This is a genomic window from Nocardia sp. NPDC059764, assembly GCF_042732555.1.
Taxonomy (GTDB): Bacteria; Actinomycetota; Actinomycetes; order Mycobacteriales; family Mycobacteriaceae; genus Nocardia.
On record NZ_JBHWHH010000015.1, the window covers coordinates 47,279 to 62,728 of the forward strand.

Sequence of the window (15,450 nt, forward strand, 5' to 3'; positions counted from 1 at the left end):
CACACAGGTCATGAGCACCACGCTGGAACACAATGCCGACGCGACCCGCTACGAGATCTACCTCGACGGCACGCTCGCGGGCTACGCCGACTACGCGGAGCGGGTCGACGGCGACGTCAAGGTCCGCGATATCCAGCACACCATGACCTTTCCCGAGTTCCGGGGCCGCGGCGTGGCCGCGCAGGTGGTGGAGTACGCGTTGCGGGACGCCCGCACCGAGGGCTTCTCGATCATCCCCACCTGCTGGTATGTGGAGAAGTACATCGGCGAGCACCCCGAATACGCCGACCTGGTGGCCTGATTCGCTAGTTGGCGCGATGGTGCCGCCGCTGCCAGACCCGGAAATGCCGGTCGGCGCTGCCCACCATCGCCTCCCCCACCTTCGCGTCGTCGAACCCCGGCAACGACTGCAACTTCGTCAGGAACACGGTGTCGGCGGCCGAGTAGGGCACCACGCACCCCTTACCGGTCGACCCGATGAGGACGAAGAACACGTCCCCGGCGAACGGCCCGTCCGCCGCGGTGATGATGCGCACTTCCGCCAGTTCCGTCCACGCGACCTCTTCCACCCGCCCATCGGCCAGTGTCCGCCGCACGAAGGTGTCGTTGATTTCGACTCCGGACATGGCTCCATAGTGCCCCCAGCATCCCGGCCCGAACAGCCCCCGAATCCGTGCTTCACCTGAGGAAGCGGGAAAGAAAAGCCCTGGCGAACCCCCCTGCCGCACATCGAGGGCGAACCGTTTCCCGGAGCAATTCTGCAGCTATTGAAGAGTTTTCGACGTGCCGCGATCCCGCGCGTCATCCGGGCAACCGCTGATTCGTCCACAGCGATTCACAGCAGATTCCATGCTGTGTGAAGTATTTACTTTCACCAGGCGGGTCAATGTCCCGGAACCCCCTCGATACAGGGGTTTTCGACAACTCGGGAGACACAATCCTCCAGACGCGAACTTCGGTCCAGCCCAACCCTGGACCGAAGCGACCGGAGGCGGCCCGAACGAAAGTCGGTGCCGCCTCCGGGTGTTCGTCACGCCGTCCGGAAAAGGAATCAGCGCAGGATCTGGCGGGACATGACCAGACGCTGGATCTGGTTGGTGCCCTCGTAGATCTGGGTGATCTTGGCGTCGCGCATCATGCGCTCCACCGGGAAGTCGGTGGTGTAGCCGGCGCCACCGAAGAGCTGGACGGCGTTGGTGGTGACCTCCATGGCCACATCCGAGGCGAAGCACTTGGCGGCCGCGGAGATGAAGCCCAGGTTCTTCTCGCCACGCTCGGCGCGCGCGGCCGAGGTGTAGACCATCAGGCGGGCGGCCTCGACCTTCATGGCCATGTCGGCCAGCATGAACTGGGTGTTCTGGAAGTCGGCGATGGCCTTGCCGAACTGCTTGCGGTCCTTGGTGTAGGCGATCGCGGCGTCCAGCGCGCCCTGCGCCAGACCCACGGCCTGCGCGCCGATGGTCGGGCGGGTGTGGTCCAGGGTCTGCAGCGCGGTCTTGAAACCGGTGCCCGGCTCGCCGACGATGCGGTCGCCCGGAACCTTGCAGTTCTCGAAGTACAGCTCGGCGGTCGGGGAACCCTTGATGCCCAGCTTGTGCTCGAGCGGGCCGACCACGAAGCCCTCGTCGTCCTTGTGGACCATGAACGAGGAGATGCCGTTGGCGCCCTTGTCGGCGTCGGTCACGGCCATGACGGTGTACCAGTCGGACTTGCCGCCGTTGGTGATCCAGCACTTGGAGCCGTTGATGATCCAGCCGTCGCCGTCCTGACGGGCGCGGGTGCGCATGGAGGCGGCGTCGGAGCCGGCCTCACGCTCGGACAGCGCGTAGGAGGCCATCTTGCCCGCGACGATGTCGGCGAGCACCTTGGTCTTGAGCTCCTCGGAACCGTTCAGGATCAGGCCCATGGTGCCGAGCTTGTTGACGGCGGGGATCAGCGAGGAGGAACCGCAGACGCGGGCCACTTCCTCGATCACGATGCAGGTGGCGACCGAGTCGGCGCCCTGGCCGCCGTACGCCTCGGGCACGTGCACGGCGTTGAAGCCGGCCGCGTTGAGGGCGGTCAGCGCCTCCTCGGGGAAGCGGGCGTTGCCGTCCACGTCCTTCGCGTAGGGGGCGATCTCCTTCTCACACAGGCCGCGGATGGCCTCGCGCAGCTCATGGTGGAAGTCCTCGAGCTGGAACAGGTTGAAATCGGGGTTGCCCGCCATGGGGTTGTCTCCTGGTCGTCGCCAACTTATGCGGCACTCAGTGCCATTTGAAGCCGAGTATACGCCGCGATATCGCGGCCACGTGCGGGTACTTCCTCACAAAACTGTGGCACGCAGTGTCAAATACCCCACAGCGGTTACTTCACAGCGTATCGAGACGACGGGCCAGCAGGTCCGCGACCTGCCGAGGCGCCAGATCGCGGGGGAACACCGCCACCACCATCTGATCCGAACCCGCCGCGGCCTCGCGGCCCGCTCCCCCACGCGGGATCGCCGCCAGGGCCGACCGCAGATCCTCCGGACTGGCCGCGGACTCGCCGCGCACCATGCGGCGCAGCAGATAGTTGTGGGTCGCCGTCACCGCGGCGGTGAACTGCACCAGCGCCAGATCCGAAGTCCCGGGCAGCGTCCGGCGCAGGTAATCGGTGAACAACCGCTCGTAGCGGAACACCGTCACGATCTCGCGCTCGCGCAGGGTCGGCACCTGCCGCACCACCCCGTAGCGGCGGGCCGCGAGGTCACGCCACTGCGTGAACCGCTCGAACACCTCGACCACGGCCTCGCACACGGCATCCCAGGCATCCCCGCGCGCGGCCTCCAGAAAGGCCCGCGCCTGCGCCAGCTGCGACTCGTGATCGGCGAAGACCACATCCTCCTTGGACCGGAACTGCCGGAAGAAGGTGCGCCGCGAGATCCCCGCGGCCTCCGCGATCTCGTCGACCGTCGTTGCCTCGTAACCCTTCTCGGCGAACAACCGCAGCGCCTGGTCCACCACCGTCAATCGGCGTTCGGTCGAATCCGCGTCGGCGCGCGGCCGCGCGGGCTGGTCGTTGGGCATCCGCCAACGGTAGCCCGGCGCGGGAGCCCGGTGGCTCAGCCCAGCAGTTTGGTCCGCAGCGCTTCGTCCTTCTCCAGGACCAGGGTTTCCAGATTGGCCTGGAATCGCTCCATGCGCGAACGCAATTCGGGGTTCGCGGTGGCCAGGATGCGCGCCGCCAGCAGGCCCGCGTTGCGCGCACCGCCGATGGAGACGGTGGCGACCGGCACGCCGGCCGGCATCTGCACGATCGACAGCAGCGAGTCCATGCCGTCGAGGTACTTCAGCGGCACCGGGACGCCGATCACCGGCAGCGGGGTGGCCGAGGCGACCATGCCCGGCAGGTGCGCCGCGCCGCCCGCGCCGGCGATGATCACCTTGATGCCGCGGTCCGCGGCGGTCTTGGCGTAGTCGAGCATGCGCTGCGGGGTGCGGTGCGCGGAGACCACGCCCACCTCGAAGCGGATCCCGAACTCGGCCAGCGCTTCCGCGGCGGCTTCCATGGTGGGCCAGTCGGAGTCCGACCCCATGATGAGGCCAACCTGGGCGGTGTCAGTCATGGTGCGGATCCCATCCGTCGGTCCAGATCGCGTGCGACATCCAGTGCGCCGCGCGCTCGGCTTTCTCCCGGGCCTCGGCGACGTCGTCGCCGAGGACATTGATGTGGCCGATCTTGCGGTCGGGGCGTTCGCCCTTGCCGTAGAGGTGCACCTTGGCCTCGGGGAGGCGGGCCGAAAGATGGTGCAGGCGTTCGTCCATCGACATCTCGGGGGCTTCGGGCGCGCCCAGGATGTTCGCCATCACGGTGACCGGGGCCAGCGGCTTGGTGCTGCCCAGCGGGTAGTCCAGGACCGCGCGCACGTGCTGCTCGAACTGGCCGGTGCAGGCGCCGTCCATGCCCCAGTGGCCGGAGTTGTGCGGACGCATGGCCAGCTCGTTGACGAGCAGCTCGCCGGAGTGGGTCTCGAACAGCTCCACCGCCATGGCGCCGGTGACGCCTAGCTCGGCGGCCAGCCGCAGGGCCAGCGCCTCGGCCTCGGTGGCCTTCGCCGACGACAGGTTCTGGGCGGGCGCGATCACGACCGCGCACTGGCCGTCGCGCTGCACGGTCTCGACCACCGGCCAGGCCGCGGCCTGGCCGAACGGGGACCGCGCCACCATGGCCGACAGTTCACGCTTCAGATCCACCTTGGCCTCGGCCATCAGCGCGACCCCGTGCGCCAGCTGGTCCTCGATAATCGGGGTGGCCTCGGCGGCGTCGGCGGGCATCCAGACGCCGCGGCCGTCGTAGCCGCCGCGCACCGCCTTCAGCACGAAGGGCCAGCCGTGCTCGTCGGCGAAGGCGACGGCGTCGGCGACCGAGTTCACCTCGGTGTAGGCCGGGATCGGCACATCCAGCTCGGCGAGCCTGCGACGCATGCGCAGCTTGTCCTGCGCGAAGATCAGCGCCTGCGGCCGCGGCTGCACGTTCACGCCCTCGGCGATCAGCGCCTCGAGGTGCTCGGTGGGCACGTGCTCATGGTCGAAGGTCAGCGCGTGCGAGCCGACCGCGGCCTTGCGCAGCGCGGCCAGATCGTGGTGGCTGCCGAGCACGACGTCCGGGGTGACCTGCGCGGCCGGGTCGTCGGGCCGTTCGGCGAGCACGCGCAGCCGCTGGCCCAGCGCGATGGCCGCCTGGTGGGTCATGCGCGCGAGCTGGCCGCCGCCGATCATGGTGACGGTGGGCATCGCGGAGGTATCGAAGGAACGGGCGCTCACGCTGCACTATGTTGTCATGACACCCACCGGCGGCTCCCCCGCGGGTCGCGGGACAGGTATCGGCGAGTCTCCCGAAGGGTCGCTGCCCCGATTTGTACCGGCCCGACACAGCCGAGTCCAGAGACGTAGACTCGCACCGTGTCATTTGTCGATGAAGTGGTCAATCGCCTGCCCGCGCCGCTGCGGGACCTCGCGGACCGCCATTACGAACTCCTGAAGTTCGCGATTGTCGGTGCGACCACGTTCGTCATCGACCTCGGAATCTTCTACGTCCTGAAATGGACGATCATGGACACCAAGCCCACGGTGGCCCGCATCATGTCGGGCATCGTCGCGGTCATCGTGTCCTACATCCTCAACCGGGAATGGACGTTCGACAAGCGCGGTGGTCGCGAGAAGCACCACGAAGCGCTGTTGTTCTTCCTGGTCAGCGGTATCGGCGTCGGCCTGGCCGCGCTACCGCTGTGGGTGTCGAGCTACGTGTTCGACCTCCGCCAGCCCAATGTGAGTTTCACCGTCGAGAACATCGCGGACTTCTTCAGCGCCTTCATCGTCGGCAACCTGCTGCAAATGGCATTCCGATTCTGGTCCATGAAGAAGTGGGTCTTCCCGGACGAAATGCAGGAACTCCAGGACGAATTCGAGGACCTGGTCAACGAAGAGCAGCTGGGTCACAGCTGAGCGTGACGGTCAGGCGGACGCCGCCTGCCGGACTTTCCCCGATTGTCGCGGTTCCACCGTGTAAGCGGGCCTGCTGAAGGACCAGCGCGAGACCCAGCCCACTGCCCGGGGTCACACTCGACCGATAGAAGCGTTCGAAAACACGCTCGCGATCCGCGACGGGGATGCCGCCGCCATTGTCGTCGATGGTGAGGATCGCGACATCGCCCTCGGAGCGCGCCGCGATCTCGACGCGATCGGCCGCGCCGTGCCGGACCGCATTGGTGACGGCATTGTCGACGACCGAGCGCAGGCCCGCGGCCAGGCCGCGCAGGCGGATCGGCTCGACCGCGTCGGCCACGATGGTCACCCCGGGATACTGCCGCCGGGCATCGTCCACCACCTGGTCGACCACCTCCCCCAGATCGAGATCCGCCCAATCGGATTCGGTGGTGAGATCGCCCACCGCGAGTCGTTCCAGCGCGTGCAGCGTGGCCTCGACCGAACTCTGCGCACTCAGCACGTCGTCGAGGATCTCCGCGCGTTCGCTCTCCGAGAGCGGCATGGACCGCAGCACCTGGAGATCGGTGCGCATGGCGGTCAGCGGGGTGCGTAGTTCGTGGGCGGCGGTGGCGGCGAAATCGCGGGCGGTGACCAATGCCTCGTCGGTGTGCCGGCGCTCGGTGGCGATGCGGCCCAGCATGGTGTTCATGGCCTGCGCCAATTCCGTTGTCTCACTGGCCACCGGGTGGCGCGGGGTCTGCACCGCCAGGCCCTCGCCGAGCCCGGCCGTCGCGGCGGTCAACCGGCGCAGCGGGACCACCGCGCGATGCGCGGCCAGCCAGCCCAGCACCGCCGCCAGCGCCACCCCGGCGACGCCGATCAGCACGATCCGGATGCGTTGCCGGGTGGCCGAATCCGAGGCGACCGCGGTGGGGACGGTCAGCGCGACCGGCTCGCCGTTCAAGGCCACGGTGCGCGAGAACTCCGCATTCGGATTGCCCGGATCGATGCGGGTGATGAGCAGGCCCGGCGACGGGGAGGTCGGCAGCGCGGGCAAGGCGGTCGGCATTCGCGCCGGAGTGCCCGGGAGCGGTTGCGCGGGAACACCCGGTTCCGGCGGGTGCACGGTGTCGGCGGGGGCCAGCGCGATCGCACTCACGATGCGGCCCACCTGATTCGACGCCTCGGCGGGCGCGAACGCGAACAGCACCACCGACATGACCGCCACCACCACCGCGGCCGTCGCCGCACTGGCCAGCGCCACCCGGGCGCGCAGGGACAGTGCCACCCGACCGCGCAGGGACAGTGCCACCCGACCGCGCAGGGACAGTGCCACCCGGCCGCGCAGCCGCGGTCTGCGGATCACGGCTCGGTCCGCAGGACGAATCCGACGCCGCGCACGGTGTGGATCAGGCGCGGGCAGCCGGTGTCCTCGAGCTTGCGGCGCAGGTAGGAGACGAACACATCGACCACCTTGGTCTGGGTTTCGAAGTCGTAGCCCCACACTCGATCCAGCAGCTGGGCCCGCGAGAAGACCTGCCCGGGCGCCGAGGCCAGCGCGGCGAGCAGATCGAATTCGCGTTTGGTCAGGTCGAGGGGACGGCCGTCGATGGAGGCCCGCCGCGCGCCCGGCAGCACGGTCAACGGGCCCACCACGATCCGATCGTCGGCGACGTGCGCGGGCGCGGGCGCCCGGCGCAGCATGGCGCGCAACCGGGCCACCAGCTCACCGAGGTCGAAGGGTTTGGTGAGGTAGTCGTCGGCCCCGGCTTCGAGCGCGTCGATGCGGTCGGTGACCTCCGCGCGGGCGCTGAGCACGCAGATCGGGATGTCGTTGCCGAGCGCGCGCAGGGCCGTGACCACACCCACCCCGTCCAGATTCGGCATGTTCAGGTCCAGCAGCACGGCCTGCGGGGCATCGGTGGTGATGTGGCGCAGCGCGGCGGCCCCGTCCGCCGCGGTCTCGACCTCGAAACCGGACATCCGGAGCCCCCGCGCCACCGAGGCCAGCACCCTGGCGTCGTCATCCACGATCAGAATCCGGGGACCCGTCATGGGATCAGACGATACGGGCGCGGACTGAGAGAACCCGATCAGCGAACCGGGTCGATCATGATGGTGTCGGACGGCGCGTGACCGTCCGGCACCGTCACCACCGGACCGCCCGGGAAGTGCGCGCCCGGCTGCGCCGGGAAGGCGGGCACGCCCGGGCCGATCGGCTCACCGGGCTGGAGCCGGCGCACAGTGACATTGCCGTCGCGGTCCTTGATGATCACCATGCCCGGCTCGGACGGGGTGCCCGGCAGGGCGGGCAGACCCGGCTCGAGCGGCACGGCGGGCTGGGTGGCGAGGGCGGGGCCCGCACTGCCCGTATCCGCCGGTCCGGCAATCGAATCGGGGGTGTCCGCGGTGGCGGTGGCGGGCAGGGCCAGCACGGTCAGGGCGGCCGCCCCGACCACTCCGGCGGTCACGGTGCGGCGAACGGTGAACGTGGGCATGGGATCTCCTGTTCTTCGTCGACGATCGCTCGTCGGTTCCTGATGACCGGACCCAACGTAGGAACCGAGTTCTCAGGGCCGGATAACGAAGAGTTAGAGAACCGATAGAAGAATCAACGCGGCTCGGTGCCCACCGGGATCGGCCGCGACGCCACCCCCGAGGAGCCGAGGAACACCGCGAACAGGGCGGGGCGGCGGCGCTGCAGTTCCAGTCGCCCGCCGTCGGCCTCGATGAGCGCGCGGGCCAGGGCCAGCCCCACACCGGTGGACCCCGCCGCCGAGAAGCCGCGGTCGAAGATGTGCGGCGCCAGCTCATCTCGCACCCCGTCGCCCTCGTCGGCGACCTCCACCACCACCAGCGGTTCGCTGTCGTCCATGCGGCCCGCCACCGTGCGCACCGACACCGTACAGGTGCCGCCGCCGTGCATGAGCGCGTTGTCGACCAGCACGGCCAGCGCCTCCCGCAGGCGCGAACCGGTCACCGGCGCCTTCAGGGTCGGGTCGCCGAGCAGCACCAGTTTGCGTCCGGCCTCGGCGAAGGGATGCCGCCATTCCGCTACGACACTGCGCAATTCGGCCACCACGGGCAGCGGGTCGCGTTCGGCCGCGCCCTCGTCGCGGGAGGCGCGGACCAGTTCGTCGATGGCGTCGGTGAGCCGATCCACCTGCGCCATGGCCTCTTCCGCCTCGTGCACCACGGCCGGATCGGCGTGCGCGGACAGTTCGTCCAGGCGCAGCCGCACCGCGGTGAGCCGGCTGCGCAGCTGATGTGAGACGTCGGCGACCAGGGCGTGTTCGCGTTGCAGCCGGCCCGCGATCTCCACGGTGGCCGAATCCAGCACGTCGGAGACGCGATCCAGTTCGGTGATGCCGTGCCTGCGCGGGTCGGCGCGGAAGTCGCCCATGGCCAGCCGGGCCGCGCGGGCGGCCACGTCCCGCAGCGGGTCGGCCACCCGGCGCGCGGTCACCACCGCCACCGCGATGCCCGCGCCCAGCGAGATGAGCACCAGGCCCAGCACCGCGCCGAGCGCCTGCCGCTGCATGGAATGCATGGGGGCGGAGGGGATCTCGAGGCGCAGCGAGCCGTTGATGCCCATCGACCAGGACTCGGCCAGCGGATCGGCCACCGTCTCCGCGCCGATGTCGATCTTCTTGTTGTTCTCCGACTGGGTCGGATAGATGATGGTCAGCTTGCCGTTGGCCGGGATCAGCAGCCGCACCGCCTTGGTGTCCAGTTCGCCGTACACCATGCCGTCGTGCTCCTGCCGCATCACCTCTTCGGAGATGCTGTTCAGCCGATTGCGCAGTTCGTTGCGGCTGATGTCCTCGACCCACTTCCAGGCCGTGAACGCCAGCGGCACACCGAGAACCAGGGTGGTGAGGGTCAGCGCGGCCACCATGGACAGCAGGATCCTGCGTCTCATCGTCGAGATGCCTCGCTTCGCCAGGGCTTCGGGGTTCACATGCGCACGGAACAGCACAAAGATCACATCGGCAGAGATGTCGAACGGCTAGTCGGTATTGAAGCGGAAGCCTACGCCGCGCACGGTCACGATACGCCGCTCGGCCACCGGACCCTCGTCACCGATCTTGCGGCGCAGCCACGACATGTGCATGTCCAGGGTCTTGGAGCCGCGCAGATCCGCGTCCCCCCACACCTCGCGCAGGATGGTCTCGCGCGAGACCACCTGCCCGGCGCGGTCGATGAGCACCTTCAGCAGCTCGTACTCCTTGTTGGCGAGGTTCACCTCGATGCCGTTCACCAGCACCCGGCGCGCCGCCGGCTCCAGCCGGATACCGCCGACCTCGACCGCCTCGTCGCCGATTCCGCTGCGGCGCAACAGCGCCCGCACCCGGGCCAGCAGTTCGGCCAGCCGGAACGGCTTGCCCACATAGTCGTCGGCGCCCGCGTCCAGGCCGACCACGAAGTCCACCTCGTCGGTGCGCGCGGTCAGCATGAGCACCGCCAGCTCCGCGCCGCGGGCCCGCACCTGACGGCACACCTCGAGCCCGTCCATGCCGGGTAGCCCGAGATCCAGGATGAGCAGGTCGTGACCGCCCTCGAGAGCCCGCTCGAGCACCGCGGGACCATAACTCTCCACGGTCACCGAATAGCCCTCACGGCCCAGCGCCCGCGACAGCGGCGCGGCGATGGCCTCGTCGTCTTCGGCCAGCAAAACTGCGGTCACGGCATCAGCCTACGGGTACGCACCGGCGGAACCCTAGAAGCCGCCGCCGTTCGGATTCTTCTGCACCACATCGAAGACCTGGTGGTAGAGCAGGTTGTGCACCCGCTGCACGTGCGGAATGTCGTCGTACTCCAGCGGATCCTCGGACGCCGACCCGATGATCAGGGTGCCGGTGCCCAGCATGCGGTCGAACAACCCATGGCGGAACTGCACATTCGAGATCCGGTTCATCGGAATGTCGATGCCGGTGTGGGTGAGCACGCCCTGCCGGATCAGTACCCGCCGATCGGTCACGATGAAATGCGTCGACTTCCATCGGATCAGCGGAGCGACGCTGCGCCACAGCACGATCCCCGCCCACAGCGCGAGAATGCCGAGGAGCAGGCCGGTTCGAAGGCCGTCCTCGGTATTGCGCGCCGCCACCCCGGCGCCGAATCCGGCCAAAGCCGTGATCAGGATGAAAGTCACAGCGGGCCAGAACAACATCTTCCAATGCGGATGGCGATGTAGGAGCAGCACTTCTTCGGGGGCCAGTGCCTCCTCCGGATAACCCATGCCGAAACCCTATCCCGCCGAGATGCCGGAATGCCTCACGCGGCTCCGGGGACCGGGGCACAATCGTGCGGTTGCCGGTAGCATCGTCGGCACGCGTTTGCCGTTCGTCATCAGCAGGCTCCACCCGGTGTGCAAGACACAGGAGGCGTGTGTGACCCGAGAGTTGACGCAATACCAGATACTCCGCGAGCTCGAACCCGTTGCCGAAGAGAACCTGAACCGGCATCTGTCGATGGCCAAGGATTGGCACCCGCACGATTACGTGCCGTGGGACCAGGGCCGTAATTTCGCCGCCATGGGTGGTGCGGACTGGGATCCGTCGCAGTCCACGCTGTCCGAGGTCGCCAAGGTCTCGATGATCACCAATCTGCTCACCGAGGACAACCTGCCCTCGTATCACCGGGAAATCTCCGAGAACTTCTCCCAGGACGGCGCCTGGGGCACCTGGGTGGGCCGCTGGACCGCCGAGGAGAACCGCCACGGCATCGTCATGCGCGACTACCTGGTGGTGACCCGCGGCGTGGACCCGGTGGCGCTCGAGCAGGCCCGCATGATCCACATGACCGGTGGCGCGCAGTCGCCCGACGAGTGGGGCGGTTTCCTCGACAATGTCGCGTATGTGACGTTCCAGGAGCTGGCCACCCGCGTCTCCCACCGCAATACCGGCCGCGTCTGCGACGACCCCATCGCCGACCGCATGCTGCAGCGCATCGCCGCCGACGAGAACCTGCACATGATCTTCTACCGCACCCTCTGCGGCGCGGGCCTGGACCTGGTGCCGGATCAGGCGATCGACGCCATCACCCGGGTGCTCACCGGTTTCGTCATGCCCGGATCGGGCATGCCCAACTTCCGCCGCAACGGCGCGCTGATGGCCAAGCACGGCATCTACGACCTGCGCCAGCACCTCGACGAGGTGGTCGCACCGGTGCTCAAGAACTGGAACGTCTTCGAGCGCAACGACTTCGGGCCGGCCGGTGAGCAGGCGCGCGAGAAGCTGGCCGCGTACATGGAGAAACTGGGCAAGGACGTCGTCAAGTTCGAGGAGCAGCGCGACCGCCTGCTGGCGCGGGAAGCCGCCCGCGGGGTGCTGCAGACCGCATGACCCGCCACCCGCGTGCGGCGCGGGTGAAATAAATTCGGTTCGCTATGGTAGTCCCCCAGTGTGACGAGAGGAACTCCGTTGGGGGATGGCTATCTGGGCCGATACCGCCTCGACGAACTGCTCGGCAGCGGCGGGTCGGCGGAAGTGTGGCGTGCCCACGACACCGCGACGGATCGCACCGTCGCGCTGAAGCTGCTGGCGCCCGTGCTGACCGCCGACCCCGAATACCGGGAACGGTTCGAACGAGAAGCGCGGGCCGCTTCGATGCTGCACGGACCCCACGTGGTCGCGGTGCACACCTACGGCGAGCTCGAGGGGCGACTGTTCATCGAGTCCGAGTTCGTCGACGGCCTCGATATCGAAGCCCTGCTCGAATGGGAGGGGCCGATGGCCCCGGACGCGGCCGTCGGGCTGATCGCGCAGGTCGCCCGCGCCCTCGACGAGGCCCATGCCGCCGGGCTGGTGCACCGCGACGTCAAACCGCAGAACATCATCGTGGCGCCCGACGACGTCGCCTATCTGATCGACTTCGGCACGGCGCTGCAGGACGGGCAGACCGCCATCACCCAGGCCGGCATGCTGGTGGGCACGCCCGCCTACATGGCGCCCGAACGCTTCGACGGCACCGTCTCGGTCCGCTCGGACGTCTACTCGCTGGCGTGCGTCCTCTACGAATGCCTCACCGGGGAGCGGCCTTTCCGGGTCAAGAACCCCGCGCAGCTCATGCGCGCCCATCTGGAGCGAGTGCCGGAACCGCCGTCCAAGCGCTCCCCCGACGTCCCCGCGGCCCTCGACCGGGTCGTCGCGCAGGGTCTGGCCAAGAATCCGGCCGAACGGTACGCCACCGCAGGCGAATTCGCGGACGCCGCCCGCGCCGCGCTCACCGAGTCGGCCGTCCCGGCGGCCGCCGCCGAACCGGAACCCGACGACCGGGCCACCGTGAGCATTCCGATGCCCCGCCCGCCCGATCCGGCGAAAACACCTACCGCACAACGTAAGTCACCCGAACTCGACTCGGACACGCGAACCGTCGCGCTGCCGATGGCATCGCTCACCGCCGCGTCCCCGCCCGTCCGCGGCTGGACCGGACAGCGCAAACTCGCCGCCGCCGGTGTCGCCGTCGCGGCGCTGGTACTGGGCGTGGTCTGGATCAACGGGAGCTCCGCCGACACCGAGCCCCGGCACACGCGAGTACCCGGCACGATCGCGAAAACGCCGGTCCAGGAAGCGATTCCGACGACGACCGAACAGCCGGTGCAGGAGCAGCTCCCGCCGCCGGAGCCGAGCGAACCGGTCGCCCCGGAACAGCCCGCACCGGTCGGGCCTGTCATCCCGCTGCCGACCGTGCCGTGGAATCTGCCCGGCCTCCCCGACCTGTCCAATATCCCGAATCCCGATCTGTGGCCCGACACCCGCAAGCCGGGCGGCGGCCGCCCGCACGGCGGCAACAAGCAGTAGCGAATCCGGGTGCGGCGGAGCGCTTTCCGCTCAGTACTCGGCGCGCAGGTGGGTGACGTCACCGGCCGAGACGGCGCGGTCGCCGATCAGCAGGCGGCCGTTCTCGTCGATACCGGTGGCGACTCCGGTGAGCACCTCGCCGCCCGGCAGTTCCGCGCGAACCTGCGCACCGAGGGTGGCGCAGCGTTCCCGGTAGGCGGCCGCCAGCTCGGTGATGTCCCAGCCCGCGGCCTCCCAGGCGGTGAAGCGGCGCGCGAACTCACGCAGCATGGCCTGGGCCAGCGCGGTCCGATCGACGCCGGGCGCACCCGCCAGCAGCAGCGAGGTGCCATGCGGGACAGGCAGTTCGGCATCGGTGAGCGAGACGTTCAGGCCGACGCCCACCACCACCGCCGGATCCGGGCCCACGGCCGCGACCTCGGCCAGGATGCCGGCCAGCTTGCGCCCGTCCACCAGCACGTCGTTGGGCCACTTGAGGACCGCGTTCAAACCGGTCTCGGCCCGCACCGCGTCCACCACGGCGATCCCGGTGAGCAGCGGCAGCCAGCCCAGCACCGCCGGGTCGATGCCGCGCACCCGCACCAGCACCGACATGGCGATCTGCGCCCGCGCGGGGCTCACCCACTGCCGGTCGTGGCGGCCGCGGCCGTGCTCCTGTGCCTCAGCGATCAGCACCAGCCGATCAGCACTCGAATCCGCGGCCCGCGCAACCAGATCCGCATTGGTCGAACCGGTCGACTCGACCACCTCGATGGCCGAGAAGAATCCCAGCTCCGGCGACTCGGCAATGCTCCGGCGCAGTACATCGGCGTCCAGCGGCGACCTCTCCATGACCCCAGACGCTACCCGTCCCGCGTCTCCGCGCCCTCAGCGGACAGCTGAGTGTCGTCGACAGTCACACATCCGTGCCGGCGGTCGTGTGCCGAACCAATTCCGGACGTACCCGAGGAGTTACCCCGACCGGTGCGAGATCATAAGTCGCCGTGGGATACGAGGAAGCCCATCCAGGCCCGTCCGGCTCGCAATGGCGCGCGAGCGCGAGGAACAGCTCGGCGAGGGCGCGCTCGGAAATATCCTCGTACGCGCCGTCGTCCGCCTCCCCTCCCTCGTCGTCGGCCTCGTCGAATGGCGGGTCGGTCACGATCGGTTCCGAGTCGCGTAGCCGCCACGCGGTGAACGATCCCGCCGCCGCCCGATCAGCCTGGTGTCTGCTCCATTCCCACATAACCGCCTCCCCTGGTCGTCGGTTCCGGATGCGATTCCAGACTGACGCACGACCGGGGCCGGGCACGAGCGATTTTCCGGCGGACGAATACGATCGCCGCTGGTGAACAGACGTTTTCGGGAGTTCGATCAGTTTTCCGGACCGGACAGCCGGACGACGATCTCAGGCGTCGACGGGCTCCAGGCCGAGCGCGCCCGCGGTGAAACGGCGGACCGAGACCAGGCCGTCCGCGAGGGCGGAGTCGTATCCGGTACGGGCCCAGCCGGTCACGGTCGCGGTGCCGTCGGTATTGGGGCGCACGCCGATCTCGGCGACCAGTTCGGCGGTGGTGGGCACGCACACCGCCCACGAGAAGTGGCTCTCGTCGGCCCATTCCGCGGTGCGGCGGTCCACGTAGCCGGGGTCGGTGATGCCGCCGTCGGCCAGGGCCGGGCGGTCGTCGATGCGCTCGTCGGCGCGCAGGGCCCGCAGATACCAGCTGCCCGCATTGATCTCGATGGGTTCCATCAGTCCTCCTGTCCACGGTCGAGCCGCCGCCGTCGTCGATCCCGGCGCTCGCCCCGCTTGCGGCGCTCCCGGCCGCTCTCCCCGAATAGCACCGCGCCCGCCAGCGGGATCAGCAGGAACACCCACCACTGGTGCGTCACGAAGAACAGGATCACCGCGAGGATCGGGATGACCGGCATGATCCGCTCGGGCGGAATCGACCCGAACGGCATCCGGCGCGGCGCCGGAGCGGGCTTGTCCGCCACCGGTTCCGGCAGATCGGTGAACACCTGCTCCAGGTCGCCGCGGGTCAGCGCCGCGGCCACGACGCCACTGCGTTCGTCGAACTCGGCCACGCTGAGCCGTCCCGCCGCGAAGTGGTCCGACAGCCGTTTCATCGCGTCCTCGCGCTCGACGGTGCCGATACGGATCTCCGGTGGTTCAGCCATGCCACGACATTAGCGCGAGTGGCCGCTCACCTGCAGGG

General features: G+C 69.0%; 18 protein-coding genes and 1 pseudogene. 4 read left to right on the forward strand and 15 right to left on the reverse strand.

Annotation, left to right across the window (positions count from 1 at the left end; genetic code table 11):
• Positions 1-10: 10 nt before the first annotated feature.
• On the forward strand, positions 11-301 hold the full coding sequence (locus ACFV4K_RS05450; protein ID WP_379272292.1) for a GNAT family N-acetyltransferase: 291 nt from the start codon (positions 11-13) through the stop codon (positions 299-301).
• A gap of 4 nt (positions 302-305) precedes the next feature.
• Here the strand turns inward: ACFV4K_RS05450 and ACFV4K_RS05455 are convergent, their stop codons facing one another.
• The 5 genes from ACFV4K_RS05455 to ACFV4K_RS05475 form a co-directional block, all read right to left on the reverse strand.
• Positions 306-626: a hypothetical protein gene (locus tag ACFV4K_RS05455; protein ID WP_379272293.1), complete on the reverse strand. Its 321-nt coding sequence runs from the start codon at positions 624-626 to the stop codon at positions 306-308.
• A 425-nt stretch (positions 627-1,051) separates the two neighbouring features.
• The gene (locus tag ACFV4K_RS05460; protein WP_357097668.1) at positions 1,052-2,209 is read right to left on the reverse strand and encodes an acyl-CoA dehydrogenase; all 1,158 of its coding nucleotides are present in this window, start codon (positions 2,207-2,209) and stop codon (positions 1,052-1,054) included.
• A gap of 142 nt (positions 2,210-2,351) precedes the next feature.
• A complete protein-coding gene (locus ACFV4K_RS05465) occupies positions 2,352-3,047 on the reverse strand; it encodes a TetR family transcriptional regulator (protein WP_379272295.1) in 696 nt (231 codons plus the stop codon).
• Between the two features lie 35 nt (positions 3,048-3,082).
• Entirely contained in the window at positions 3,083-3,586 is a 504-nt protein-coding gene (gene purE / locus ACFV4K_RS05470) for a 5-(carboxyamino)imidazole ribonucleotide mutase (protein ID WP_357097664.1), read from the reverse strand.
• On the reverse strand, positions 3,579-4,784 hold the full coding sequence (locus ACFV4K_RS05475; protein ID WP_379272297.1) for a 5-(carboxyamino)imidazole ribonucleotide synthase: 1,206 nt from the start codon (positions 4,782-4,784) through the stop codon (positions 3,579-3,581). Before ACFV4K_RS05475 ends, purE begins: the two co-directional genes overlap by 8 nt.
• A gap of 138 nt (positions 4,785-4,922) precedes the next feature.
• Here ACFV4K_RS05475 and ACFV4K_RS05480 point away from each other — a divergent pair.
• A pseudogene (locus ACFV4K_RS05480) lies at positions 4,923-5,447 on the forward strand (GtrA family protein); the annotation flags it as partial.
• Here ACFV4K_RS05480 and ACFV4K_RS05485 read toward each other — a convergent pair.
• From ACFV4K_RS05485 to ACFV4K_RS05510, 6 genes are all read right to left on the reverse strand, one after another.
• Positions 5,437-6,666, reverse strand: coding sequence for a sensor histidine kinase (locus ACFV4K_RS05485; RefSeq protein ID WP_379272315.1), 1,230 nt, complete (start codon positions 6,664-6,666; stop codon positions 5,437-5,439). The pseudogene ACFV4K_RS05480 and the gene ACFV4K_RS05485 overlap by 11 nt on opposite strands.
• A 143-nt stretch (positions 6,667-6,809) precedes the next feature.
• Entirely contained in the window at positions 6,810-7,502 is a 693-nt protein-coding gene (locus tag ACFV4K_RS05490) for a response regulator transcription factor (RefSeq protein WP_357097661.1), read from the reverse strand.
• A 38-nt stretch (positions 7,503-7,540) separates the two neighbouring features.
• Positions 7,541-7,945: a hypothetical protein gene (locus tag ACFV4K_RS05495; RefSeq protein WP_379272299.1), complete on the reverse strand. Its 405-nt coding sequence runs from the start codon at positions 7,943-7,945 to the stop codon at positions 7,541-7,543.
• A 113-nt stretch (positions 7,946-8,058) separates the two neighbouring features.
• Positions 8,059-9,369 (reverse strand): sensor histidine kinase, encoded by a 1,311-nt coding sequence (locus tag ACFV4K_RS05500; RefSeq protein WP_379272301.1) that lies wholly within the window; start codon positions 9,367-9,369, stop codon positions 8,059-8,061.
• 87 nt (positions 9,370-9,456) lie between these two features.
• Entirely contained in the window at positions 9,457-10,134 is a 678-nt protein-coding gene (locus ACFV4K_RS05505) for a response regulator transcription factor (protein ID WP_040805082.1), read from the reverse strand.
• A 33-nt stretch (positions 10,135-10,167) separates the two neighbouring features.
• Positions 10,168-10,689: a PH domain-containing protein gene (locus ACFV4K_RS05510; protein ID WP_379272303.1), complete on the reverse strand. Its 522-nt coding sequence runs from the start codon at positions 10,687-10,689 to the stop codon at positions 10,168-10,170.
• A 151-nt stretch (positions 10,690-10,840) separates the two neighbouring features.
• Between ACFV4K_RS05510 and ACFV4K_RS05515 the strand changes: the two genes are divergently transcribed.
• Together ACFV4K_RS05515 and ACFV4K_RS05520 are read left to right on the forward strand one after the other, a co-directional pair.
• Positions 10,841-11,794, forward strand: coding sequence for an acyl-ACP desaturase (locus ACFV4K_RS05515; RefSeq protein WP_379272305.1), 954 nt, complete (start codon positions 10,841-10,843; stop codon positions 11,792-11,794).
• Between the two features lie 60 nt (positions 11,795-11,854).
• Positions 11,855-13,252 carry a protein kinase gene (locus tag ACFV4K_RS05520; protein WP_379272306.1) on the forward strand — a complete coding sequence of 466 codons (1,398 nt, stop codon included), beginning with the start codon at positions 11,855-11,857 and terminating at the stop codon, positions 13,250-13,252.
• 30 nt (positions 13,253-13,282) lie between these two features.
• On the opposite strand, the gene ACFV4K_RS05525 is transcribed toward ACFV4K_RS05520, so the two are convergent.
• From ACFV4K_RS05525 to ACFV4K_RS05540, 4 genes are all read right to left on the reverse strand, one after another.
• A complete protein-coding gene (locus ACFV4K_RS05525) occupies positions 13,283-14,083 on the reverse strand; it encodes a biotin--[acetyl-CoA-carboxylase] ligase (RefSeq protein ID WP_379272307.1) in 801 nt (266 codons plus the stop codon).
• Between the two features lie 64 nt (positions 14,084-14,147).
• Positions 14,148-14,393: a hypothetical protein gene (locus ACFV4K_RS05530; RefSeq protein ID WP_379272308.1), complete on the reverse strand. Its 246-nt coding sequence runs from the start codon at positions 14,391-14,393 to the stop codon at positions 14,148-14,150.
• 246 nt (positions 14,394-14,639) lie between these two features.
• Complete coding sequence (locus ACFV4K_RS05535) at positions 14,640-14,984, reverse strand: hypothetical protein (protein ID WP_379272309.1); 345 nt, start codon at positions 14,982-14,984, stop codon at positions 14,640-14,642.
• Positions 14,984-15,412 carry a DUF1707 domain-containing protein gene (locus ACFV4K_RS05540; protein ID WP_379272310.1) on the reverse strand — a complete coding sequence of 143 codons (429 nt, stop codon included), beginning with the start codon at positions 15,410-15,412 and terminating at the stop codon, positions 14,984-14,986. Before ACFV4K_RS05540 ends, ACFV4K_RS05535 begins: the two co-directional genes overlap by 1 nt.
• Positions 15,413-15,450: the final 38 nt, after the last annotated feature.

Bases quoted from the DNA above. Each gene is read 5' to 3' on its own strand.
- ACFV4K_RS05455 (WP_379272293.1), bottom strand. From the start codon at position 626: ATGTCCGGAGTCGAAATCAACGACACCTTCGTGCGGCGGACACTGGCC.
- ACFV4K_RS05485 (WP_379272315.1), bottom strand. From the start codon at position 6,666: ATGTCGGTGGTGCTGTTCGCGTTCGCGCCCGCCGAGGCGTCGAATCAG.
- ACFV4K_RS05450 (WP_379272292.1), top strand. From the start codon at position 11: ATGAGCACCACGCTGGAACACAATGCCGACGCGACCCGCTACGAGATC.
- ACFV4K_RS05490 (WP_357097661.1), bottom strand. From the start codon at position 7,502: ATGACGGGTCCCCGGATTCTGATCGTGGATGACGACGCCAGGGTGCTG.
- ACFV4K_RS05500 (WP_379272301.1), bottom strand. From the start codon at position 9,369: ATGAGACGCAGGATCCTGCTGTCCATGGTGGCCGCGCTGACCCTCACC.
- ACFV4K_RS05535 (WP_379272309.1), bottom strand. From the start codon at position 14,984: ATGGAACCCATCGAGATCAATGCGGGCAGCTGGTATCTGCGGGCCCTG.
- purE (WP_357097664.1), bottom strand. From the start codon at position 3,586: ATGACTGACACCGCCCAGGTTGGCCTCATCATGGGGTCGGACTCCGAC.
- ACFV4K_RS05510 (WP_379272303.1), bottom strand. From the start codon at position 10,689: ATGGGTTATCCGGAGGAGGCACTGGCCCCCGAAGAAGTGCTGCTCCTA.
- ACFV4K_RS05460 (WP_357097668.1), bottom strand. From the start codon at position 2,209: ATGGCGGGCAACCCCGATTTCAACCTGTTCCAGCTCGAGGACTTCCAC.
- ACFV4K_RS05465 (WP_379272295.1), bottom strand. From the start codon at position 3,047: ATGCCCAACGACCAGCCCGCGCGGCCGCGCGCCGACGCGGATTCGACC.
- ACFV4K_RS05540 (WP_379272310.1), bottom strand. From the start codon at position 15,412: ATGGCTGAACCACCGGAGATCCGTATCGGCACCGTCGAGCGCGAGGAC.
- ACFV4K_RS05525 (WP_379272307.1), bottom strand. From the start codon at position 14,083: ATGGAGAGGTCGCCGCTGGACGCCGATGTACTGCGCCGGAGCATTGCC.
- ACFV4K_RS05495 (WP_379272299.1), bottom strand. From the start codon at position 7,945: ATGCCCACGTTCACCGTTCGCCGCACCGTGACCGCCGGAGTGGTCGGG.